19 protein-coding genes and 2 pseudogenes are annotated in these 21,346 nt (G+C 58.6%); 15 read left to right on the top strand and 6 right to left on the bottom strand.

Annotated elements, in window-relative coordinates; translation table 11 throughout:
- Window positions 1-64: 64 nt before the first annotated feature.
- On the bottom strand, window positions 65-907 hold the full coding sequence (locus CP49_RS34705; protein ID WP_276326872.1) for an isocitrate lyase/phosphoenolpyruvate mutase family protein: 843 nt from the start codon (window positions 905-907) through the stop codon (window positions 65-67).
- A gap of 40 nt (window positions 908-947) precedes the next feature.
- The gene (locus tag CP49_RS34700) at window positions 948-2,093 is read right to left on the bottom strand and encodes a pyridoxal phosphate-dependent aminotransferase (RefSeq protein WP_156438834.1); all 1,146 of its coding nucleotides are present in this window, start codon (window positions 2,091-2,093) and stop codon (window positions 948-950) included.
- A 1,409-nt stretch (window positions 2,094-3,502) separates the two neighbouring features.
- On the opposite strand from CP49_RS34700, the gene CP49_RS45515 reads away from it, so the two are divergent.
- From CP49_RS45515 to CP49_RS34655, 8 genes are all read left to right on the top strand, one after another.
- Window positions 3,503-4,798, top strand: a complete 1,296-nt coding sequence (locus tag CP49_RS45515) for a DcaP family trimeric outer membrane transporter (protein ID WP_197423331.1) — start codon at window positions 3,503-3,505, stop codon at window positions 4,796-4,798.
- Between the two features lie 1,358 nt (window positions 4,799-6,156).
- Window positions 6,157-7,335 (top strand): ABC transporter ATP-binding protein, encoded by a 1,179-nt coding sequence (locus tag CP49_RS34685; protein WP_057854609.1) that lies wholly within the window; start codon window positions 6,157-6,159, stop codon window positions 7,333-7,335.
- A 113-nt stretch (window positions 7,336-7,448) separates the two neighbouring features.
- Window positions 7,449-8,306, top strand: a complete 858-nt coding sequence (locus CP49_RS34680; RefSeq protein WP_197423332.1) for a carbohydrate ABC transporter permease — start codon at window positions 7,449-7,451, stop codon at window positions 8,304-8,306.
- Window positions 8,303-9,151, top strand: a complete 849-nt coding sequence (locus CP49_RS34675) for a carbohydrate ABC transporter permease (protein ID WP_057854607.1) — start codon at window positions 8,303-8,305, stop codon at window positions 9,149-9,151. Before CP49_RS34680 ends, CP49_RS34675 begins: the two co-directional genes overlap by 4 nt.
- Before the next feature lie 38 nt (window positions 9,152-9,189).
- Complete coding sequence (locus tag CP49_RS34670; RefSeq protein ID WP_057854606.1) at window positions 9,190-10,458, top strand: extracellular solute-binding protein; 1,269 nt, start codon at window positions 9,190-9,192, stop codon at window positions 10,456-10,458.
- A 118-nt stretch (window positions 10,459-10,576) separates the two neighbouring features.
- Window positions 10,577-10,963, top strand: coding sequence for a hypothetical protein (locus CP49_RS34665; protein WP_057854605.1), 387 nt, complete (start codon window positions 10,577-10,579; stop codon window positions 10,961-10,963).
- 9 nt (window positions 10,964-10,972) lie between these two features.
- On the top strand, window positions 10,973-12,085 hold the full coding sequence (locus CP49_RS34660) for a hypothetical protein (protein WP_057854604.1): 1,113 nt from the start codon (window positions 10,973-10,975) through the stop codon (window positions 12,083-12,085).
- Between the two features lie 70 nt (window positions 12,086-12,155).
- Window positions 12,156-12,893 carry a reverse transcriptase domain-containing protein gene (locus CP49_RS34655; RefSeq protein ID WP_245311032.1) on the top strand — a complete coding sequence of 246 codons (738 nt, stop codon included), beginning with the start codon at window positions 12,156-12,158 and terminating at the stop codon, window positions 12,891-12,893.
- Window positions 12,894-13,079: 186 nt separating this feature from the next.
- On the opposite strand, the gene CP49_RS34650 is transcribed toward CP49_RS34655, so the two are convergent.
- On the bottom strand, window positions 13,080-14,090 hold the full coding sequence (locus tag CP49_RS34650; protein WP_156438832.1) for a threonine ammonia-lyase: 1,011 nt from the start codon (window positions 14,088-14,090) through the stop codon (window positions 13,080-13,082).
- A gap of 202 nt (window positions 14,091-14,292) precedes the next feature.
- On the opposite strand from CP49_RS34650, the gene alr reads away from it, so the two are divergent.
- The 3 genes from alr to phnF all read left to right on the top strand — a co-directional run bounded on the left by alr (window position 14,293) and on the right by phnF (window position 17,278).
- The gene (alr, locus tag CP49_RS34645) at window positions 14,293-15,477 is read left to right on the top strand and encodes an alanine racemase (protein ID WP_082646405.1); all 1,185 of its coding nucleotides are present in this window, start codon (window positions 14,293-14,295) and stop codon (window positions 15,475-15,477) included.
- A gap of 26 nt (window positions 15,478-15,503) precedes the next feature.
- The gene (locus CP49_RS34640; protein WP_057854602.1) at window positions 15,504-16,316 is read left to right on the top strand and encodes a metallophosphoesterase; all 813 of its coding nucleotides are present in this window, start codon (window positions 15,504-15,506) and stop codon (window positions 16,314-16,316) included.
- Window positions 16,317-16,504: 188 nt separating this feature from the next.
- Window positions 16,505-17,278 carry a phosphonate metabolism transcriptional regulator PhnF gene (gene phnF / locus CP49_RS34635; protein ID WP_057854601.1) on the top strand — a complete coding sequence of 258 codons (774 nt, stop codon included), beginning with the start codon at window positions 16,505-16,507 and terminating at the stop codon, window positions 17,276-17,278.
- 226 nt (window positions 17,279-17,504) lie between these two features.
- Here the strand turns inward: phnF and CP49_RS34630 are convergent, their stop codons facing one another.
- On the bottom strand, window positions 17,505-18,626 hold the full coding sequence (locus CP49_RS34630) for an IS630 family transposase (RefSeq protein ID WP_057854600.1): 1,122 nt from the start codon (window positions 18,624-18,626) through the stop codon (window positions 17,505-17,507).
- Window positions 18,627-18,663: 37 nt separating this feature from the next.
- Between CP49_RS34630 and CP49_RS34625 the strand changes: the two genes are divergently transcribed.
- The 3 genes from CP49_RS34625 to CP49_RS49070 all read left to right on the top strand — a co-directional run bounded on the left by CP49_RS34625 (window position 18,664) and on the right by CP49_RS49070 (window position 20,236).
- Window positions 18,664-18,966 (top strand): LexA family protein, encoded by a 303-nt coding sequence (locus tag CP49_RS34625; RefSeq protein ID WP_057854599.1) that lies wholly within the window; start codon window positions 18,664-18,666, stop codon window positions 18,964-18,966.
- Window positions 18,967-19,139: 173 nt separating this feature from the next.
- Window positions 19,140-19,931 carry a helix-turn-helix domain-containing protein gene (locus CP49_RS49075; protein ID WP_338060439.1) on the top strand — a complete coding sequence of 264 codons (792 nt, stop codon included), beginning with the start codon at window positions 19,140-19,142 and terminating at the stop codon, window positions 19,929-19,931.
- The gene (locus CP49_RS49070) at window positions 19,817-20,236 is read left to right on the top strand and encodes a hypothetical protein (protein WP_338060441.1); all 420 of its coding nucleotides are present in this window, start codon (window positions 19,817-19,819) and stop codon (window positions 20,234-20,236) included. Before CP49_RS49075 ends, CP49_RS49070 begins: the two co-directional genes overlap by 115 nt.
- A 7-nt stretch (window positions 20,237-20,243) precedes the next feature.
- Here the strand turns inward: CP49_RS49070 and CP49_RS43865 are convergent, their stop codons facing one another.
- Window positions 20,244-20,450: a LexA family protein gene (locus CP49_RS43865; RefSeq protein ID WP_249734851.1), complete on the bottom strand. Its 207-nt coding sequence runs from the start codon at window positions 20,448-20,450 to the stop codon at window positions 20,244-20,246.
- A gap of 113 nt (window positions 20,451-20,563) precedes the next feature.
- Between CP49_RS43865 and CP49_RS43860 the strand changes: the two are divergent.
- A pseudogene (locus tag CP49_RS43860) lies at window positions 20,564-20,910 on the top strand (helix-turn-helix domain-containing protein); the annotation flags it as partial.
- 92 nt (window positions 20,911-21,002) lie between these two features.
- Here the strand turns inward: CP49_RS43860 and CP49_RS48815 are convergent.
- Window positions 21,003-21,281, bottom strand: a pseudogene (locus tag CP49_RS48815) (ATP-binding protein); the annotation flags it as partial.
- Window positions 21,282-21,346: the final 65 nt, after the last annotated feature.

Raw genomic sequence — 21,346 nt, 5'->3', positions numbered from 1 at the left:
GGAGCTCAGCCCCTGCCTATCGTGTTGAAATCCCGACAATCACGGCGGGGACGGAATGGTGCGTTCAGCAAAGGAAGCGAGCTTCAGCTGCCTTAACCTCGTCCATCTTCTGAAGTCTGAAAATCTCCTCCACCGGAAGAATGTCCTTGTGGACGTTCTGGACGCCACCGTCTGCGATGATCCGGCGGAAGGTCTCTTGGATAGCACTTGCAGCAGCGCGGATGCCGTAGTTGCCGTAGATCATCATGCGGATGTTGCAAAGCGCCTTGACCCGTTCGGCGTCGAGATCCGGGTACGCGTTCGGCACGATCACCAGCGGCACCGATCCGGTCCAGGCGCGCGAAAAGTTTTCAATCTCCAAGGGATCCTTCTTTTTCGAATGGATCAGGATCATGTCGGCGCCAGCCTCCACATAGGCTTGCGCCCGACGCAGGGCTTCCGCTTCGCCGAGGCCTGCGATCAGGGCCTCGGTGCGGGCGATGACGAGAAAATCTGGGTCCCGTTTTGTCGCACCGGCGGCTTCGATCTTGCCCTGAAACTCCTCAATGCGCAGCAGCTCCTGGCGTCCGCCCGCAACAAGGCTCGTTACCTTAGGAAAGGTCTTATCCTCGATGACGACGGCGCTCGCGCCGGCTCGCTCGTATTCTCTGACGGCATGGATCACATTGATCGCGTTGCCGTAGCCCGTATCGATATCGGCGACGATCGGCAGCGTCGTGCGTCCGGCGATCGCCCGCAGCATATCGAGATGCTGTGTCATCGAGATCAGGCTCATGTCCGCAACGCCGTAAAGCGCCGACAGCTCAAATCCTGAGGCCCACAGGCCATCGAATCCGGCTTCTTCTGCGAGGATCGCCGAAAGCGGGCTATGGGCGGCCATGATGTGGACGAGGCCGGTCTCGGCCATGCGGGCGCGGAGGCGTTTGGCAGCGGACATCGGAGACCTTTCAGGACAGGGCGGCGCAGGCCGCTATGATGCGGTCGCAGGCGCGGGTGAGGTCCTCGAGCGACGAGGCATAGGAAATGCGGATATAGGGCGAGGCCATGAAGCCGCTGCCGGGCACGACGGCCACGGCGAAAGCCTCGAGCAGATACATCGCAAAATCGGTGTCGGTTTCGATGACTTTGCCATCCGGCGTGCGCTTACCGATAACACCCGCGCAGGAGGGGAAAACGTAGAAGGCGCCGTCCGGCACCCGGCACGTAAGTCCCTCGGCCTTGTTCAGCTTGGCGACAACGAAATCGCGGCGCTGCAGAAAGGCGCTCGCGAATTCCTCGATATGTTGCCGGCCACCGGTTAGCGCCTCGATGGCGGCATATTGCGAAATCGAGCTGGTGTGCGAGGAGGTCTGGCTTTGGATGAGGTTCATAGCCTTGATCAACGCCAAAGGCCCCGCGCCATAACCGACGCGCCAACCGGTCATTGCGTCGGCCTTGGACACGCCGTTGACCGTCAGGGTGCGCTCGTAGAGGTCTGGCGCGACCGCGGCCATGGTAGCGAAGTCGTCGTTATAGGTGAGCTTTTCATAGATGTCGTCGGACAGCACATGGACATGGGCATGGCGGCGTAGCACCGCAGCGAGCGCGAGCAACTCGCCTCGGCTGCAGACCGCACCAGTCGGATTGCATGGCGAGTTCAGCATCAGCCACTTGGTGCGCGGCGTGATCGCCGCCTCCAGCGCCTCGGGGCGCAGCTTGAAACCATGGAATTCATCGCAGGCGACGAGAACCGGCTTGCCGCCGGCGAGCGCTACCATATCGGGATAGGAGACCCAGCACGGCGTCGGAATTACCACCTCGTCGTCCGGATCGAGGCTGGCGAAGAGCGCGTTGAAGACGACCTGCTTGGCGCCGCAGCCCACCGTGATCTGGTCGATCCCGTAATCGAGTCCGTGATCGCGGCCGAAGCTCTTGCGGATCGCCTCGCGCAGCGGCTTGATCCCGGCGACGGCCGTGTATTTCGTTCGCCCGTAGAGAATCGCCCGAATGCCGGCTTCGCAGACAGCGGGCGGCGTGTCGAAATCCGGCTCGCCCTGACTGAGCGTGATCACATCGACGCCCTGATCGCGAAGTTCGGCGGCGCGGGCCGTCATGGCTTTGGTTTCAGAGGGACGGACGACATTCAGCCGTTCTGCAACGAGAGACAAGATCGTAAACCTGCGAAGTTCGAAGCAAGATTTTCGAGAACGTCTACTCGCTCTCACACGGGCTAACCAATCCAGTTATCGCATTTTAGAATGAAATGATCGAATATTGCGATATCTTCCGCATTGCGGCGCGCGCGAGATCAGTTGATCTAGATGCCCCAAAGGATCGAAGGATCCGAAAGCATAAGCTCGCGCGTGAACGGATGTGCGCCGGCGTTTGGAGCAAGCGCGATCACATGAGGCGTCGGGCATTGCCGCCGCTGCGCCATGTGCCGCGACGCGCGATCAGGCAAAGACGCGCCCCAACATTCGTGCGCCATACACTTGGCAGCGCTCATCCTACACCTTGTGCACGGCTTCGCCTCGTCCACCAGTTGGCGAGGTGCGCTCCGTCGCGCTTTTGTTGAACCTGTTCAGAGCAGATTTCAGCCGTCGGATGGCATTGCCGGCAAGAGCCCGTGATTGGTAGCGCGATCAGCCTTCAGGCAAGAGGTGGAATTGCACGCTGGCGCGTTCTCACGTCAATGCATCGCCAAACCAGAACTATCCATCGCATTAGTTGATGTCTGTCACCGGCCCTTTGCTTCCCGACGATATTGCGCTCGGCAGAAACAAGTTCGGCCTAAGGACAGGGGCATGGCATTTTCAACTAAGCGCGTTGACTTACATAGTCGCGACTTTGCGCAGTCTGAATTCACAGCCAGTGCTATTCGTCCTGGACGAATTGCGAGCACGCTGATCGATCGTCGCACGAGCCGAGCGTGTAGACGGCGTACGGTTATTTCACGCGCGCCTCATGTCGTTGATGGCCAAACGCCGCACGTCGGCAACACGCCTGAACACGTCCATTGCTACGCAGCCGGGATCAGACGTCGCGTCAGTCACGCCGATCCCGAAGCTGGCCTTGATAGGAATGCGTCTCTCGCTCGTTAGCTGGGCACGACGCGTTACGGGCGAACACAGACATCTACGATTTCTCTTTTCCTACATGAAAAACATAGCTGCCTATGTTTGCGTACTTATGGGGGACTTCAGTGCTAAACAAGTTGGTCGGAGAAATATCTACCCGAGATGTATCTGAATTTTCGCGGCCGCGGCCATCCAGCAGGTCAATGGCATCACGATGGATCGCGACCAGCGCCCTGATTGGTTGCACATTTTGGTGCTCACATTCCGTAGCTCATGCCGAGTCCTCGGACGATCTGAAGCAAGAACTGAGACGTCTGCAAGCTCGGGTCCAATCACTTGAAGCTGCCGAGCAAGCTGGCTCGCGCGCTGATCGTGCAGCGGCTAAGTCGGCGAAATTGGCGCAAAAGGAGGCAGAGGAGGCTAGGGCACGTGCTGAGGAGGCGCGAATGCAGGCCGAAGCTGCTCGTGCGAAAGCGCAAGCAGCGCAGAATGGAGCAGATCCGCTGCAAGGAAGCTTTCCCGGGAGCATGCGCATTCCGGGCACCGACACGTCCTTCAAGTTTTCCGGCTTTGCAAAGCTCAATGTCTACGGAGATTTCGGGCCGCGCAACAGATCTGCCACAATTACCGTCCCATCGATTCCGCTATCGAGTGGCGTGCTGGGCGCCCGAACGCCAGGAGGCGTTGGTGCTGGAGCTCAATATTCGCGATTGAATCTTGATGTAAGGAGGCCGATTAGCGAAAGCTTTGGAACTGTTCGCACCGTCTTCGAGATCGATTGGGGCGGGCAGTATGATCTTACGAGTCAGGCAACTTCATCGAACTTCACTACAAGACTTAGGTTAGCATTTGGAGAATTTGGCAAAACGGAAGGTTGGGGGTCCGTCGTTGCGGGGCAAACTTCCTCGCTCTTCAGCGACGCAACACTAAACCCGATACGTAGCGTATCTGATTGGACCATGCCGGGGACCAGTTCCATCCGCCAAGCAGCGGTTCAATACAGTAAGAGCGTTGGACCGACGACGTTTAGTGTTGGCGTGGAGAACACGTATAACGATGTCACAAGTACCGCTGGAACGAGCTATCCCGATTCGAATGGTGGCGCGGGCTTTACGCTGAGCGGAACTCCAGATGTTACCGCGAGAGTCCTGTGGCGTGGAGAAAGTGGGTTTTTCGCCCTGCGAGGCATGGTTCGGAATATCGAGATCAACAATGAGGCTGCTGTTCCTGCGCAACGATATGACGCGTCGACTTTGGGTTATGGCATTGGCGCGAGCGGTGCGCTCAACCTTTTGGATAAGCGTCTAACACTGTTTGCGACGGCAAACCATGGATCCGGTATCGGTCGTTATCTTAGCACGGTCAGTACAGGATTTGGCGCCGTAACCAACTTTGGCTTGTCCGGCGTAACTGCCCAAAGGGCTCAAATTGATACGGTAACAGCGACGGCTGGGCTTGTTGGCCTGCAGTACAAGTTCCTTCCAAATCTACAGAGCAATGCCATCGTTGCAGCCGCCAGCCTCAACTATCCCAACTATGTCACCCAATTCATCACAACCTCGAGTGTGATCAACAGGAGCTTGTGGGCTACAAGCGTCAATCTGATCTACAGCCCCGTGCCTTCCGTCGACCTCGGTGTTGAGTATCAACATGGATCGCGCACGCTGTTGGTTACCGACTCGAACGGGGTTGTGGGTGGCACAGCTGACCGTGTTCAGGGCATGGTGCTTGTTCGCTTCTAGCCGCGATAGCGCTTGAGCATTGCTGGCTGAGCGCACAACAGAAGCGCTCTCTTACGAGGGGGCGTCGCCAACAGTGATAAGCAAGGGGATGGTCTCAGATCTGGGGAAGGCTTGCGGGGAGACCATGAATGGTTCCTCGGCGTCGAAACAGGGGATGAACGAAAACTTCTGTTCGTTGCAGCAAGCTAGTATTCAACCAACAGCTTGAAGCGGGATACCGCAATATGCCGAGTGTGCGAGCAATGGCGGTGTTTTCTTGGTGTCTAAGACCTTTGTTTCCAAAACCGGTGTGTGCGATGCAATGACATGCCGCGATAGCCTTGCGTGACTAACGACCCCACGAGCCAGGTCGCTGACGCCCTGTGCGGCTACGATAGGCGCGGTACTGCATCCCGGTTGGGACCCGCGTGTCCGGCAGCACGGCGAGAAGGCCCGGGGAACGGGTGAGAGACACGGATTCGCCAAGGCAACCAGCAGGCAATTGCCGGTCGTCACCACCGGAAGCGCGAGGTCGTGATGGTCGCAGCGCTTGGCCGAGCCACCCATCGCCGCTCTTGAAGTTCATGGCACGCAGCCATGTGGGAGCGCGTCCGGTCCGGAGGTAACGGTCAACAGCGGGATAGAGGTCGCGCGGCATGTCCACGTCCGGCGACGTGTTGCGGCGCGCCGACGCGAGACCAGTTCGTCATATATGTTCCAAAGGTCCGGAGGATCCGACAGCGCAAGCTCGCGCATGATCAACATGTCGAAGTTGTCCGTGGTCGAGGACAAGGATAAGGATAAGGATAAGGACAGAAAGTTGATGACGTCGATCACCGCCCCCATGAATTTCGATGTGAATGTCTGGACGTTGGGAACAAGCAACGTCGTGGCAAAGGTTGTGAATGAGGTGCACACACGATGCGGTTCGCCTTCGTCTCGTCGGCGTATGCCCTAAAGCGGTGAGCAGGATCGCCTGCAGCGGCCCGGCGACTGCATTGGCGAAGAGCCGACGGAGTCGGTCAATTCGCTGTTGCGACCGCGCTGCTCGATCAGCTTCGAGCCGAGATGGGTTTCCAAGACAGCGAGGCGCGGCTGACCGAATTCTGAGTAATACCGAGGCTCTTCGCAGCGGGCGGCACGCTCTGTTCCGGACGATCTTCACGACGGTGCGCGACAGCTCTTCCGACGACATTATTCTCGTCCAGGAGCACCATGCATCGCATGTTCGCATGATTAGATCGAATTATTCGATGAGCGTCATCCGACTGTAGTCGTTTTGGTTTTGAAGTCCTCACACTTCGGCGTACACGTCCAAACGAGACAGAATCTCATTGCCGTGCTCCGCAAAGATTCATGACCAATGTGGAAGTAGGGCGATGGCATCCGTATTGATTGACGGTATCGATAAGAATTACGGCCCGACGTCGGTCTTGCGGGGTGTTTCGCTGTCGATAGCGGATGGCGAGTTCCTGACGCTGTTGGGGCCATCGGGGTGTGGGAAGTCGACGCTGCTGCGTATCCTGGCGGGGCTCGAGGTGCAGGACGCGGGCTCGATCTCGATCGGCGAGCGGGCGGTGGACGGCCGCAGGCCGAAGCGGCGGGACGTGGCGATGGTGTTCCAGTCCTACGCACTCTATCCCCATATGACGGTCGCCTCCAACATGGCGCTGCCGCTCCGGATGAGCCGGCTCTCCGCCTTCCAGAGGCTTCCTCTCCTCGGCCACTTGCTGCCAGGAACGGCGCGGACCGCTGCCGAGATCGAGGTGGAAGTCACCCGTACGGCCAAGTCCCTCGGTATCGGCCACCTGATGGCCCGCAAACCGGGGCAGCTCTCCGGCGGCCAGCGCCAGCGCGTCGCGGTCGGCCGGGCGATGGTGCGCCATCCGGCTGTTTTCCTGATGGACGAGCCGCTGTCCAACCTCGACGCCAAGCTGCGTGTGCAAATGCGCGCTGAGATCAAGGAACTGCACCAGCGGCTCGGGGTCACCTTCGTCTATGTCACCCATGACCAGGCCGAGGCCATGACGCTGTCGGACCGGGTCGCGGTGATGCTAGACGGCGAGTTGTTGCAGGTCGATCCGCCGCAGGACATCTATGCCGATCCCGACGACCGGCGCGTTGCCGAATTCATCGGTTCGCCCAAGATCAACATGCTCGAGGGCGTGGTGCGCGAACGCGGCCTGATCGATCTGGCGGGATCGACGCTCACCATCGAGGCCGACGCACTCCCCGGCGCGCCTCTCACCCTCGGCATTCGCCCGGAAGCTTTTTATCTCGTCGACTATGGCGGGCCGGGCGCGCTGACCGGTTCCGTGCGCATGATCGAGCATATGGGCTCCGATCTCTTCGTTCATCTTGATCTGGCGGGCCTCGATCATCCGTTGATCGCTAGGTTGCTCGCCGAACGCGCCCCTCATATCGTCCCGGGCCAGACTTTGCATGTCGGCGTCAGGCCGGACCGCGTGCTTCTCTTTGCCGGCGATGGGCGGCGTTTGCGCCGGAAAGTGGAATCTGGCCGGGCATCGGTCACGCCGATCCGGGAGATCGCCCGATGAGCGAGCCTCTTGCTCTTTCCGGCGCCCCTGACGAGCCGTCCCCGACCCGTGGCGTTCGAACGTTCCCAACAGCCGCCGCCTCACTGGGCCGCAGGCGTGCCTTTACAGAAGCGATGGCGGCCTGGACGCTGGCGGGGCCAGCAGTCTGCTTTCTGCTCGTCCTGTTCTTCCTGCCGGTGATCGGCGTCTTTGTCATCGCGCTCACCGATTGGCAGTTCGGCGCACGGACGCTCTCCTTTGTCGGCCTCGCCAACTTCCGCGAGGTCTTCGCCGACGACGGTTTCAGGACCTCGCTCCTCAACACCGTGATCTACGTTCTGATCGTCGTGCCGGGCACGCTCATCCCCGGTCTTCTGATCGCGCTTTTGATCGAGAGCGGAAAGTCCTGCCGCTCCTTTTACCGCGCCATTCACTTCCTGCCCTTCATGGCGACGCTCACGGCCATGGCGATCGCCTGGGAGGCGCTGCTGCACCCCACGATCGGCCTCGTCAACCAGACGCTCGCTGCCATCGGCCTGCCGACCGCCAACTGGCTGCGCGACGAGAATACGGCCCTCCCGGTGCTGGCCGTCATCGGCGTCTGGCAGAATCTCGGCTACGCCATGGTGCTATTCCTGGCCGGCCTAAAGAGCATCCCGCAGGATCTCTACGATGCTGCCGATGTCGACGGTGCTGACCTTTGGCTCGACCAGCTGCGCACCGTCACCCTGCCCATGCTGGGGCCGGTCTCGATGTTCATCGTCATCGTCATCGCGCTGAGAGCGTTCGAGGCCTTCGATACGATCCAGATCCTTACCCAAGGTGGGCCTGGCCACGCCTCCGAAGTGCTGCTCTACACGCTCTATCGAGAGAGCTTTGTGTATCTGCGCACCGGATATGGCGCCGCCGTTGCCGTCGTCTTCCTCGCCATCGTGGTGACGCTCACCCTCGTTCAAGCCCGGCTCATGGACAGGAAGGTGCATTACCAATGAGTGCCAACACGCATTCCCACCGCCTGTTGCCGCCGGCCGCCATTCTTCGCCAGGCGGTGCTGCTTGTCACCGGCGCCCTCATCCTCGTGCCCTTCGTGTGGATGGTGTCGCTGTCGATCAAGCCGCCGGGGGAGATCTTCCGGACCAGCTTCTCCTTCTGGCCTGCCCAGTTCTACGGGGTTGAAAACTACACCAGGGCGCTGACGCAAGCGCCGCTGCCGCGCTACATGGGCAACGGCCTCATCGTTTGCGCAATGATTTTGGCGCTCCAGATTTTTGTCTGCGCCCCGTGCGCCTATGCGTTGGCCAAGCTGCGCTTTCCAGGCCGCGACCTCCTCTTCGGCATGGTGCTGATCGGCCTGCTGCTGCCGCATCAGGTGCTCTCGCTGCCCCTCTTCATCCTCGCCTACCAGCTCGGCATCCTCAACACCTATGCGGCGCTCATCTTCCCTTATGTGGTCTCGCCCTTCGGCATCTTTCTGTTCCGGCAGTTCTTCAAGACCATCCCCGATGACGTGGTGCATGCCGCGCGGCTCGACGGTCTCTCCGAAATCGCGATCGTCTGGAAGATCATGGTGCCGATGGCGCTGCCAGCCGTCATCGCCTTCTCGATCTTCTCGGTGGTCGGCCACTGGAACGACTTGTTCTGGCCGCTTATCGCAGTGCGCGACCAGTCTCTCATGCCGCCTCCACTCGGCATCATGGCGTTCAAGAACGAGGAGGCTGGCAACGACTACGGCCCCCTCATGGCCGCCTCAACCCTCGTCGTCGTGCCCCTCGTCATCGCATTTCTGGCCGCCCAGCGCTGGTTCGTCGAAGGACTAACCGGCGGAGCCGTGAAATAAACTGCCGATTCCAATAGAAAGAAAAAGGAAGTCGTACAATGAGTTCTTTCAAGCGAGTGCTTTGCAGCATCTCTTTCGTCGCGGCATTGCTTGCGGCGAACGCTGCATTTTCCGAAACATTGGAAATTGCGGCCGGAAGTGACAATACGAAGTTGTTGGAGCATATCGGGGCTGCCTTCGAAATCGCCAATCCTGGAGTCAAAGTGAACGTTCCTCCGGGGCCCCGTAGCTATGACGATCTCGCGCAAGACCTACTTCGGCGGGCCACGATCGGCCAGCCACTCCCTGATCTGGTTGTGGTCGGCAGCGGTCAGCGTCTGTACGCCGAGCGCAGTCTGGCGGTTGAACTCGACCCATTCATAGCAGCCAACCCAGAACTCGAAATAGCAAGAGCAAGCCCCGTGGTCCGTGAAAAAGGACGGGTAGGGAAAGCAATCTATGGCGCCGCGATTGGCGTGGCGACTCCCACAATCCTGTTCAACTCTGACCTCGTTGGCAAAGCGGGAAGCGATCCAAATAATTTGCCAACCGATTGGGATGGCGTATTGGCCCTGGCACGAAAGATCAATCGCCTCGGACCACCGATCGTCGGGGGCTATATCGAAGCTGATGGAGGAGGTGCAATCTCGCTACTCTGGCTTCTTCAATCAAACGGCGGAAGTCTGATGAACGAAGATGAGACGCGCCTGCAAATCGATACGCCAGCGGGGCGCGCCGCAATGAACGTTCTGAAGGGGTTTGGTGAAGCCGGGCAAGCAACGGCTGCCATGACAAGAGATCAGGCGCGCCAAGCATTTGCCGCAGGTACAATAGGTGTCTTGGCCGGCACGAGTTCAACAATCGCTTTTGCTGAAAAGGCCGCGGGCAATCGCTTCAAAGTGCTCGCGGAACCTTTTCCTGTGAAGCCAGAAGGGGGAACGATCGCGACGGCTGGACCGATAACTTCGATCCTGACCAAGGATCCAGAAAGACAGAAGCTTGCTCTAAAGTTCATTGAGTTTGCCCTTGGACCAAGAGGGCAACAGATAGTCGCCGAAAGCAGTGGTTATTACCCCCTGAACCAGCGGTCGATTAATGCATCGCCTGAATTGAAGTCACTGCTTGCGCAGCGCCCTAACGCAAACGCGGTGCTTAGTCGCCTTGATGTTGCCACAGGCTGGTATGCACCACCCGGACCAAACGCCCCACGCATTTTTACAATCGTGACCGACCATCTGCTTCGCGTCGTTGGATTGAAAGAAGCGCCGGAAGTTGCGGTCAAAGCTCTAACGAAAGAAATCGAACCGCTCGTAAATATAAGGCGGTAGAACCTCCAGAAGAGCTGGCTAACGCCGTCGCCGCTCGAAACAGCACAAAAGATTTGAATCTTAACAAGTTTTACGCGCCGTCAACGCGCCAACCTGCCGTGAAATTGGAGACAAGGTCATGACAACCGCGCAAAATTATCTAGGCGGATTGTATACCCGCGCAGATGCCGTCATCCAGACGCCTGGCTATGCGCCAACATCGCAGCCATCAAGGATCACAGCGGGCTTGATCTCCGTACGACGCGTCCCAGCCCGGCGCATTCAGTTGGTGACGGGTTGGTTCTCGTTCCCTGCCGAGAAGAACTTCAAGATTGCAAACACCATCGATGATGGCAGCTACGTCGTTGTCTCGCACAAGCAGGACACTTCAACAGCGCAGCGCTTTTACACAGAGAAAACCTCCACGCTCTCTTACCCTATTGACCAAACGTTCTTTGGAAGCATTCGGATGCGACGCAATCACCAGTATGGGGCCTCGCCGGCAGAGATCCGATCTCCCATTTAGGTCCCGCACATGTTCGAAGCCAAGACGCAATCCGCCCTGTTCGCCAGAGAGGAGCGCAGCGAGCACGCCGGTATCACAGGTCTGAGGTATCTCAGGCGTGGAGACCCCGATCGTCCGCTTTTGGTCTTTCTCCCCGGCGGCAGCCATCTCGCGCGCATTGCTTACGGCGACCCAGTCTCCCGCCGCGCCGATTTCCTGGACTATTGGCTCGAACGGCAAGGGATGGGGTTGCTCGGACTCTCTTATCCGAGCGATCACCCCGCTATCGACGCCGGCTTGTCCGATCTGACCATCGCTGCTTGGGCCGACTGGATCGGTTCGGTCACATCGGCCGTGTTGCGAGAGACTCCGAGGCGCCAGGTCGCGGTCGCTATGTGGAGCATGGCCGGGCGCTCAGTCGCGGCGGTGAATGCCGCACTCCTCCGTCGCGGTGTCGACGCGATCTGCTTTCTCTCGCTTGCCGCCGTGCCACCGCTCCCCGGTCTCGTTCCAGTCGACTCGGGTGGCGAACCATTGACCTCTCAAGGTCTGTGGGCGCGCACTGCCGCCGCGGCTCCCGGAGGGATGTGCGATCGCCGGATTCAGTGGTTTCTTGCTGGGCTTGCCGACCAGGGACGCGACAACGGTCGCCCAATCTTGGAGGAAGGAGTCTATTTGCAGCATTATCTGTGCAACACGCCAATCATGCTTCGGGGCACAGCACAACGCTACTCGGCTTCGGGACCGGGTTGGGATCTTGAAGACGCCCAAGGCGACATGAGCGCCACTCGGTTTGCCGAGTTTCCTCTGACGGCCGTCATCGTGCCTACCGATCGGGCCGATGAGAAACACGCGCTGAGCGATCGAACGGCTTGGCATTTCTTCAACACCCAGAGGATTCGCTCCGAGGCCGGGCCTCTCGACCTGCGTGGCGAACAGTGGACGAATTTGCGCACACTCGTTGGAACGTTGCCGTCGCGGCTCCACCGGGAGATACGCGGAGGCCATTTCTTTTTCGTCGGTGCGCGCGGCGCTGAGGCGACGGTTGCCCACGTCGCTAGTCTTATTGATGAGGCAAGGGGCCTTCGGACGGAACTCGAGATGATCCTCGGCACGCGCCACGCCCCAACTTCGCCTATCTAGGACCAAATGCGTCTAACCTAACAGCAGTGCTTTACAGTCGGTTGCGCGCCGGTCGAGACAGAATAGGTGCGTGACGACTGCTTCAACAGGAGAACTAAATTGTTGGTGGCGGGAAGGGGGATCGATCAGCGTACTTTTGAGCAACCTTTATCTTCACTACGTGCTCGACCTCTGGTTCGAACGCGTGGTGAAGAGCCGGTTGCGGGGCGAAGCCCGGCTGGTGCGCTATATCGATGACTTTGTGATCTGCTTCCAATATCGATCGGACGCCATCCGTGTCCAGGACGCGCTTCGCCTTCGGTTGGGAAAGTTCGGCCTCACTCTTGAGCCGACCAAGACCAAATTGGTTGAGTTAGGTCGGTTCGCGCAGCGACACGCAGGCAAACGCGGCAGAAAACGCCCGGAGACCATCTACTTCTTGGGCCTGACGCTGTATTGCACGCGAAACCAGAAGGGTAACTTCAAGGTTGGGATGCGCACCGAAAAATCTCGCTTGCGGCGCAGCCTTACGTCTCTGCAGGAGCTTATGCGGCAAATACGACATCACACGATCAGTGACCAGGTGGGCGAAATCAACGCCTTCCTGCGCGGCCATTATGCCTACTACGGCGTCGCCGGAAATCTTCGGTGTCTCGCCAAGGTGTACCGCGCCGTGGAGCGTTACTGGCATCGGATGTTGCGCAGCCGCAGCTGGGCCGGACGAGCCCTCAACTGGAGCATGTTCAACCAGATCAAAGAACGGACGCCGTTACTGAGACCAAAGCTGCGCCTCCGTTACCCGGAGCTGCAGGCTCTTGCGGTGCTGTGAATCAACTGCCGAAGAGCGTAGTGCGGTAAATCCGCATGCTACGTTCTGTGGGAGCCGGAGGCGGGCGACTGCCTCCGGCGACCCGGTGGGCGCCCCAGCAATGGGCGTCCCTACCGCGAACTGTTGATTGAAGGTTCACATAGCCGTTGGGACAAAAGCGCGAACGCGTAGGGTGAGTAGAATTGTTTAGACCTTGCGACTCAGGGCACACGACAGAAGTGATGGATCCACATTTGATCCACTCAGAACCAGAACGACTTCCCGCCCTCGCGTGTCGAACCGCCCCGATAAGACGGCCGCAAGTGGTAGCACTCCGCCAGGTTCGGTAGCCAAGCCAAAAAGACGGACCGCCGCACGCATAGCGGACAACACTTCGTCGTCGCTGACAGTGATGGCGCCGCGCGCGAGCCTTCTATTAATTGAGAACGTCAACTCGCCTGGGGTCGGTGCAAGCAATGCATCACAGATGGTTCCACTGGCGCGAACATTCCGGACGCGGCAGCCGAGCTGAATGCTTCGGCTGGTATCATCGAACTCTTGTGGCTCGACAATCCATAGCCCCGCTTCTGGAACAAGGGCCTGCCAGCTAATTCCGCAGCCAGCGGCAAGGCCACCTCCGCCACACCCAACTATGATGGCATCGGCCTGAACGCCCATTGCCGCTGCCTGCGCCGCGGTCTCGCGACCCAATGTCCCGGCGCCCGCGATGATGCGCCGATCATCAAATGGGGGAACGATAGTCAGACCGTGAGTCATAGCCAGATCGCCAACAATTTGTTCGCGACCCTGGGTTGCTCGATCATATGCAACGACCTCCGCTCCCCAGTCGCGTATGCTCTCGACTTTAACAGGAGGGGCATCGGCTGGGACCACAATAATTGCTCGACAGCCTATTTGGCTTGCTGCCCATGCCACAGCATGGCCGTGGTTGCCCGATGAAAAACAGACGATTCCAATACTCTTTTCACGATCCGTGAGTGTCGCCAAGCGATTCAGCACTCCGCGAACCTTAAAGCTGCCGGTGATCTGCAGGCTTTCCGCTTTGACAAGCACTCTTCCGCCGACCTCCCGATTCAATATCGAGTTTTCTAGAAGTGGCGTTACGCGAAGCTGACCAGTTATCCGCTCGGCTGACTGTTCAATCTCTAGCATTGTAGGTGGCTGCATGTGCCATGTCGGTTGGTCCGTGCTGATCATTGCTGCTTGTCCGAATTTGCAAAGGGTTAAGAGCCCAACCAGAGCCCTGCTGGGCTTGACGTAACATGAGGCGAGCTGTACGTAAATACGGACAACCGTAAATACGGACAACCGTACACAGGTCCCGGCGGGTCCAAATGCTAGGTCTCCTTTGTGCAGATTTAGTTTTTTATCTGGCCCAACATCACGAAGGAGAGACGAGATGTCGATGGTATCGAGGCTTCAAAAAGGGAATGTGGGTGACGGAGGGCACCCTCCATTTTCTACTCGGCCGAACTGGATCGATATCGATCTAGCTGCTCTCGACCACAATGTTTCAGTCGCGAGGTCGCTGCTCCAGCCCGGTACACGCATTCATGCTTGCGTGAAGAGCAGCGCGTACGGCTGTGACGTCGTTGAAGTGTCAAAACGCTTCCACAGTGTCGGTGTGGAAGCACTCTGCTGTGGCACATACGAGGAGGCTGTCGCCATCCGCGCGGCGCTACCGAAAGCGCAGCTAATCATGTTTGGGGCGGCGCTTCCCGACGGTGTGTCTGATTACCTCAAGCATGGGCTCACGCCGACGATTCATAATTTAGAACTTGCTCAGGCTGTCTCCAAGCATTCCGCCGGGCCGACGAAGATCCATATAAAAGTGGATTCCGGTTGGGGGCGATTGGGTTTTCCGCTTCCGTTGGCGAAGCCGTCTATTCTGCGGATCGCGCGAATGCCACGGATTGAGATCGAGGCTGTCTATACGCACCTGCCGTTCACGGATGCGTCTGGCCGATCCTATGCCCAACAACGCACGACCGCTTTTTGCGAATTTATCGAAGATCTGCGTCGAGAAGGGTTGACCATTCCGATTACGCAAGCGAGGGCTAGTAATGCGGTAATGATGGGATTGATAGACAACTGTAATGCAATCGCGGCGGGTAGCATTCTATATGGCAAATCATCTGCGCGAAGAGATATGGCTGATTTTTCGCAACTCAGGCCTGTTCTGAAGTGTGTCCGCTCGAAACTCATCCACGTTCTTCCTGACTATCCGGGGAAAACCGTCGGTCGGACCACTGGTACCCACGGGCGGCCCACCCCTCTATTTTCCGGGACAACCGGAGTCATTCCTTTCGGCCGAAGAGATGGCTACGCGTCAGCAACGGCGGGGCAGACCGCCTACGTGTTGGTTAGGGGACAGAGAGCGCCGGTACTAGCCGTGAATTCCGAGCTGTCAGTGATTGACCTGTCCCAAGTGGACGATCCGCGTATCGGAGAAGAGGTCGTGGTCATGGGCGAAGGCTTGAGCGACACAATCACCCTGGACGAGATAGCGAAATGGCAGGCGGCTGGTCTGACAGACGTGTTGGTTCGAATGAGCGGAAGAACTCCGCGTGTATTTCATGGTTAATGTAACGGGGCACGGAGATTAAGAGGATGATGAAAGTCGTCTTGATTACGGATACCCACGTCACAGTGCGTGGTGAAAAGGTCAGGGGAATCGATCCAGTAGAGCGTCTCGACGCGTGCGTCAGAGCGATTCAAAGACTCGTGCCCGACGCTGATCTTTGTGTGATGATGGGCGACAACGTCGACACGCCCTCAGAACAGGAATATCGAACCTTTCTTCAGTGCTTGAGTCCATTGAAGATGCCGATCCGGTATCTTATCGGAAACCATGATGATCGAGATATGTTCGTGAGGGTATCGCCAAATCTGCCGAGAGACAGGGATGGCCATGTCCAAAGCATGTTGCAAACTAAGGACGGTGTCTTCCTATTCTTGGACACCGGAAAGTCTGGCGAGCATTACGGAGACTACTCGGGCGTGAAGCTTGTTTGGCTGAAAGAGCAGTTGCAACTCGCTGGTTCTAGGCCAGTCTATGTCTTTATGCATCACCCGCCCTTCCGAACCGGCTTCTGGAATGATCATTCGATGGTGCGCGAGCCGGAAAAGATACTGGAGGTGATAAGCGAGGCTGGTAACGTGAGGCACATCTTCGTCGGACACACTCATAGGGCTACATCGGGAAGCTGGAAGGAAATAACTTGGACCGCCTTACATGGTACGTGCTACGAGAATGATTTTGAATTGCTGCCGGCGAAACCAAATTATAGAGGAGGGCCGGCTCAAATCGGGATTCTTCTGGTTGACGGGGAAGAGAGTGCCCTACATTTTCATGACATACTCGACCCCTATCCCCTTATCGCGTACAGCGGAAAATCAAATCGAGAGCCTCAGCCTGCCTAGACTTGTTTAGTCCATTTGGTAGCGAAGCGGCAGCGGTACGGGTCAGCTCCGCAGCATCGATCTGCAGCGGAGCCGCGATGTTGGTGTCAATTACCCTCCTAAAGGTGGGTGACATATAGAAATGAGTGGCTAGTCAGGTAAGGGCTTCTGCAACAACACAGTATTTGCCGAAAAACAGGAATACGCAAATGGCTAAAGCGCTTAGCGGCGCTGGTATCACTCGATGGAGACAAGTAGGCGAGACTCTCATGCGAGAGATCGACCAAGGTCTTCTAGCTCCTGGCGATAAGCTTCCGGCGGAAATGGAGTTACAAGAGCGATTTGGGGTGGCTCGGCAGACCGTCCGGCGCGCGCTGTCGCACCTGCGGAATGAGGGGATTCTCGATGTTCAGCTCGGTCGCGGTACCTTTGTGGCGAACAAGGTTTTCCAGTATCAGATCGCGGCTCAGAAGACGTTTGAACAAAATCTAGTTGATAGTTCGATGACGCCAAGCAGGCAGTTGATTTCCTGTGAGATACTGGCCGCGACAAGGGGCATTGCTGAAAAGCTGGAGATCCAAGCTGGTGATCGTGTATTATTGGTCGTAACTCTAGGAAAAGCAGACGACGTTCCCGTAGCCTTGGTAAAGACCTACTTTCCGGTCTCGCGCATTCCACGACTTGAGAAGGCATATCGGCAGATCTCGGCCAACCGGGCAAAGGCGTTCTCGCCAGCCAAGGTCCTTAAAACAGCTGGCATCAGATCGTTTGGACGAAAGAATATTCGTTTAAAATCTAGGTTTCCTAGTCCCGATGAAGCGGAAACGCTTAAGTTGACGTCTATGGACACCCTAGTCGAAACGAACTCTGTGAGTACCGCCGAGAATGGAACGGCGATCTTCTACTCGATCTCATATTATGCGGGTAGTCGTGTCGAGTTTTTTATCGGTGAGGATGCCATCGCTTCATTCTCTGCCGAATAGCGACCATATCGATTGAAGGGGCAGCTTTGAAGCTGACTCTCTGGTTAGGTGCACAATCGATGACGCACGAGATTGTCCATTTCCAGCCAATAAAGAACGAACAGAGCTCTGTTTTTTTGGGCTCGGGTATTAGAGCGCCTTCGCAGCTATCCATACGTGTAATCCGCGAGACAGAGAGATCGGAGTGGGGAACGCTTGAGAAGCGACTAGTACCTCGTCACAGTGATTATGACTCTTTGGCCGCGACGGGATAGGCGCGGCCCATTTTGGCGCGAGCTTTGTCGGTTGTGAACATCCAATTGATTCGGGCGCCGGCGGCGTTTCGTTGTCGTTCCCAGGCGTCGATTTCGCGGCGGAGCCAGTGTGGGTCGTCGATTCTGCGGTCCAGGCACTGGCCGCGGAGCACGCCGATCTCGATCTCGACCATGTTGAGCCAACTGGCATGCTTGGGGGTGTAGTGGAACTCCAGGCGGCGCAGAATCCGTCGGGCTTCGGCGGGTGCGAATGCCTCATAGAGGGCGCCTACGGAGTGGATCGACAGATTATCCTGCACCACCCGGATGCACGCGGCGTCGGGATAATGGACATCGACGAGTTCGCGCATGCAGTGGGCGTAGTCTACTGCCGTCCGCCGCTCGGTGACCTTGACCTTGCGCCAAGGGCGATGGACGTCGATGCAGACAAAGAGATTGACGGTGCCGTTGCGGCGGTACTCGCAATCGTAACGCTCGAGCTGGCCCGGTTCGGGTGGGATCGGCTGGCGAACCTCGCCGATGAGCTGGACCGGGCTCTCGTCGAAGCAGACCACCGGTCGGTCGGGATCGGGCGCCTCGGCATAGAGGTCGAGCACGTCTTCCATACGGGCGACGTATTCGCCGTCGACCTTTGGAATGCACCACATATCCTTGCGCCAGGGCTTAAGACCGTTTGCGGCCAGCCGCCGGCGCACCGTCTCGCCCGACAGGCTCTCGTGATCGGTGAGATTGACTATCGCCCCGGCCAAAAGCTCCAGCGTCCAGCGAGCGCGGCCCTCCGGGGGACTCGCGCAGGCGGTTGCCACCAACAGGGCTTCCTCCTTGCCGGTGAGCTTGCGCTCCGCCCCAGGACGCGGCTCCTCGCTCAGCGCCCGCTCCAGATTGCCTTCCACGAAGCGCCGCTTGGTCCGGTACACGGTGGAACCGCTCACCGCTACCGTGCGCGCAATTTCTTCATCGCTGCAGCCGGCATCGGCTGCCAGCAATATCTGGGCACGCTTGAGTTTGCGGGCGGCCCGTTTGCCCTTGCTCAACATCGCGGTGAGTTCACTGCGTTCGGCTTGGCTCAGTTCGACCCGATAACGTACATTCATCCCGACCTCCCTGTTGGAGGACCGGACGAATCGACAAATGAATCGAAAATCAGGCGCCGCGCGCAGCCTCAGCGCTCAAGGCTTCACCGAAAAGCAAGGCCAGTACCTGGCTTTCATCTACACCTACGCCCACATGTTCCGGCGCCCGCCCGCCGAGGCCGACATGCAGCGCCACTTTCAAGTCAGTCCGCCCTCGGTACACCAGATGATCGTGACGCTCGAACGAAATGCTCTCATCAGCCGTCAACCCGGCATCGCCCGAAGCATCCAAATCCTCGTGCCTCCGGAAGACCTGCCCATCTTAAATTGGCTCGGAATCAACCAGTCAGAACCACTGTGACGAGGTACTAGACGACCGATTCCATGAAACCCGCGTGCTGCAGCAGGCTGAATTGATGGAACGGACGGGTTGTGGCGGATTCCTCGTTTGCGGTCGGCGAAACGAGGAGCTGAATCATGGCAGGATGGCGGCGAGCGGTCGAATTGGCCATGAGTGATGAAGAGATTGCGACCTTGACGACGCTTTCGCGGTCGAGGATCGAACTGGCGAGCCGGGTGTCGCGGGCGCAGATGCTGCTGGCGTATCGGGAAAACCCTTCGTTCTGCGCGGTGGGCCAGAGACTTGGGGTCCATCATCAGACGGTGCAGCGCTGTGTCGAGCGGGCGCTGGCCGATGGCCCGCTGGCAGCCCTCGACGACCGCCCGCGACCGGGCAAGGAACCGACCATCACGCCGGAAGCCAAAGCCTGGTTGGTGTCGCTGGCGTGCGACAAGGCCAAGGACCACGGCTATCCACATGAGTTGTGGACGACGCGGCTTTTGGCGCGCCATGCGCGTGAACACGGGCCGGCGGCGGGGCATGCGTGTTTGGCCAATTTGGTCCAGGGAACGGTGTGCAAGATCCTCGGCCGGGAGGAAATCAAGCCGCACAAGGTGCGTTACTATCTTGAAAATCGCGACGCCGAGTTCGAACAGAAGATGGCGGAGGTCCTGTGCGTCTATCGTGAAGTCCAGGTCCTGAAGAAAGCCTCTGCCAAAGGAAGGAGGCGGGGAAAGCCGGTGACGATCGTCTCCTGGCCATCGCAACGACGGCGCCGGATTTGCCGCCCAAGCCTGGCGTCCACGCCACCTTTGCGCGCGACCATGAATACAAACGCCATGGCACGCTCAGCCTGTTGGCTGGGATCGATCTGCTCACCGGCAAGGTCCACGCCCTTGTCAAAGATCGTCACCGCAGTCGAGAGTTCATCGAACTCCTCAGGCTTATCGATGCCGCTTATCCGCCGAACACTGCGATCAAATTGATCCTCGACAATCATTCCGCGCACATCTCGCGAGAAACCAGAGCCTGGCTCGCCACTCGCCGGTGGGACGCTTCGAGCTCGCCTTCACTCCCAAGCACGGCTCATGGCTCAATCTCATCGAGGGGTTCTTCTCCAAGTTCGCCCGTTCAGTCCTCCGCCACATCCGGGTGGCCTCAAAACACGAACTCAAGGAGCGCATCATGGCTGGTATCGACGACGTCAATCGCCATCCGGTCGTCCACACATGGTCCTACAAACTCGCCGACGCCGCCTGATATGATTCGAACCAAGAAAACGCTAATCTAGTGGTTCATCATAGTGATTTTGACGTTTTGATACCGAGCCATTCGAGGATGGGCAAGTTTTCCGGTGGCAAGAGAATCTCGATGCTTCTGGGGACGCCGGGTTGACGTCGGATGAAGCCGTTCCGTTCGAGGGTGACGATCATCTGGTGGACAGTCGGCGGGCTGACGCGGAAATGGCGCTGGATGTCGGCTTCGGCGGGCGGCTGTCCGAACATGTACGAATAGGTATGGATGAAAGCGAGGTAGTGCCCCTGCTTCTCGGTGAAACGCGCGCCTGATTTTTGACTCATCGTTGGCTTCGTCCCGGCCTCCGACAAGGAGGCAAAGCATGAATGTACGTTATCGGGTCGAATTGAGCCAAGCCGAGCGCAACTGACGGCGATGCTCGGCGGCGGCAAACACGCCGCCCGCAAGCTCAAGCGGGCGCAGATTTTGCTGGCGGCCGATCGGGGCCGCCGCGACGAGGAGATTGCCCGGACCGTGAGTGTCAGCCTCTCCACCGTCGGCCGGACCAAGCGCCGCTTCGTGGAAGGCAATCTGGAGCGGGCCTTGAGCGAGGAGCCGCGTCCGGGCGCGGAACGCAAGCTGACGGGCAAGGAAGAGGCCCTGCTGGTCGCGACCGCATGCGCCAAGCCGCCCACCGGCCGCAAACGCTGGACGCTGACGCTGCTGGCGCCGGCTTCGTCGGGGATGGTGCGAGCGAGGAACAGATCGTCAAGCACAAGCAGATCGCAGTCAGAGATGCTCCGCAGTCGAGCTTCGCGCTGAGCGGCGGGGCTGAGGGCGTAACGGTTGAAGAAGTCATCGGCCTCGAGATACTGGACCTTGTGGCCTTGCAGGATGGCCTGGTAGGCGACGGCCTTGGCCACGTGCGATTTTCCGGTGCCGGGCTTGCCAATGAACAGAGCGTTTTCACCGACCGCGACAAACTTCAGCGCATGTAGCTGGAAGCAGGCCTGACGCGGCGGTTTGGGATTGAAGGACCAGTCGAACTCCGCGAGCGTGAGCTTCTCTTCAAGCCCGGATTGCTGGTAGCGGCGAGCGATGAGACGGGACTGACGACGATCGAGTTCGTCCTGCAGGAGCAGGCAGAAGGTCTCGAGGAACGGTT

Source organism: Bradyrhizobium valentinum (assembly GCF_001440405.1).
Lineage (GTDB): Bacteria > Pseudomonadota > Alphaproteobacteria > Rhizobiales > Xanthobacteraceae > Bradyrhizobium > Bradyrhizobium valentinum.
The sequence above is the reverse complement of the archived record's forward strand: the minus strand, read 5'-3'. Positions and strand labels throughout refer to the sequence as shown.

What these genes read in the sequence shown, in the direction of transcription:
- CP49_RS34640 (WP_057854602.1), top strand. Translation starts at nt 15,504, where the DNA reads ATGATGAAAGTCGTCTTGATTACGGATACCCACGTCACAGTGCGTGGT.
- CP49_RS34675 (WP_057854607.1), top strand. Translation starts at nt 8,303, where the DNA reads ATGAGTGCCAACACGCATTCCCACCGCCTGTTGCCGCCGGCCGCCATT.
- CP49_RS34630 (WP_057854600.1), bottom strand. Translation starts at nt 18,626, where the DNA reads ATGAATGTACGTTATCGGGTCGAACTGAGCCAAGCCGAACGCAGTGAA.
- alr (WP_082646405.1), top strand. Translation starts at nt 14,293, where the DNA reads ATGTCGATGGTATCGAGGCTTCAAAAAGGGAATGTGGGTGACGGAGGG.
- CP49_RS34700 (WP_156438834.1), bottom strand. Translation starts at nt 2,093, where the DNA reads ATGACGGCCCGCGCCGCCGAACTTCGCGATCAGGGCGTCGATGTGATC.
- CP49_RS34685 (WP_057854609.1), top strand. Translation starts at nt 6,157, where the DNA reads ATGGCATCCGTATTGATTGACGGTATCGATAAGAATTACGGCCCGACG.
- CP49_RS34650 (WP_156438832.1), bottom strand. Translation starts at nt 14,090, where the DNA reads ATGATCAGCACGGACCAACCGACATGGCACATGCAGCCACCTACAATG.
- CP49_RS34625 (WP_057854599.1), top strand. Translation starts at nt 18,664, where the DNA reads ATGAATCGAAAATCAGGCGCCGCGCGCAGCCTCAGCGCTCAAGGCTTC.
- CP49_RS34670 (WP_057854606.1), top strand. Translation starts at nt 9,190, where the DNA reads ATGAGTTCTTTCAAGCGAGTGCTTTGCAGCATCTCTTTCGTCGCGGCA.
- CP49_RS43865 (WP_249734851.1), bottom strand. Translation starts at nt 20,450, where the DNA reads ATGTTCGGACAGCCGCCCGCCGAAGCCGACATCCAGCGCCATTTCCGC.
- phnF (WP_057854601.1), top strand. Translation starts at nt 16,505, where the DNA reads ATGGCTAAAGCGCTTAGCGGCGCTGGTATCACTCGATGGAGACAAGTA.
- CP49_RS34705 (WP_276326872.1), bottom strand. Translation starts at nt 907, where the DNA reads ATGGCCGAGACCGGCCTCGTCCACATCATGGCCGCCCATAGCCCGCTT.
- CP49_RS34680 (WP_197423332.1), top strand. Translation starts at nt 7,449, where the DNA reads ATGGCGGCCTGGACGCTGGCGGGGCCAGCAGTCTGCTTTCTGCTCGTC.
- CP49_RS34665 (WP_057854605.1), top strand. Translation starts at nt 10,577, where the DNA reads ATGACAACCGCGCAAAATTATCTAGGCGGATTGTATACCCGCGCAGAT.
- CP49_RS34660 (WP_057854604.1), top strand. Translation starts at nt 10,973, where the DNA reads ATGTTCGAAGCCAAGACGCAATCCGCCCTGTTCGCCAGAGAGGAGCGC.
- CP49_RS45515 (WP_197423331.1), top strand. Translation starts at nt 3,503, where the DNA reads ATGCAGGCCGAAGCTGCTCGTGCGAAAGCGCAAGCAGCGCAGAATGGA.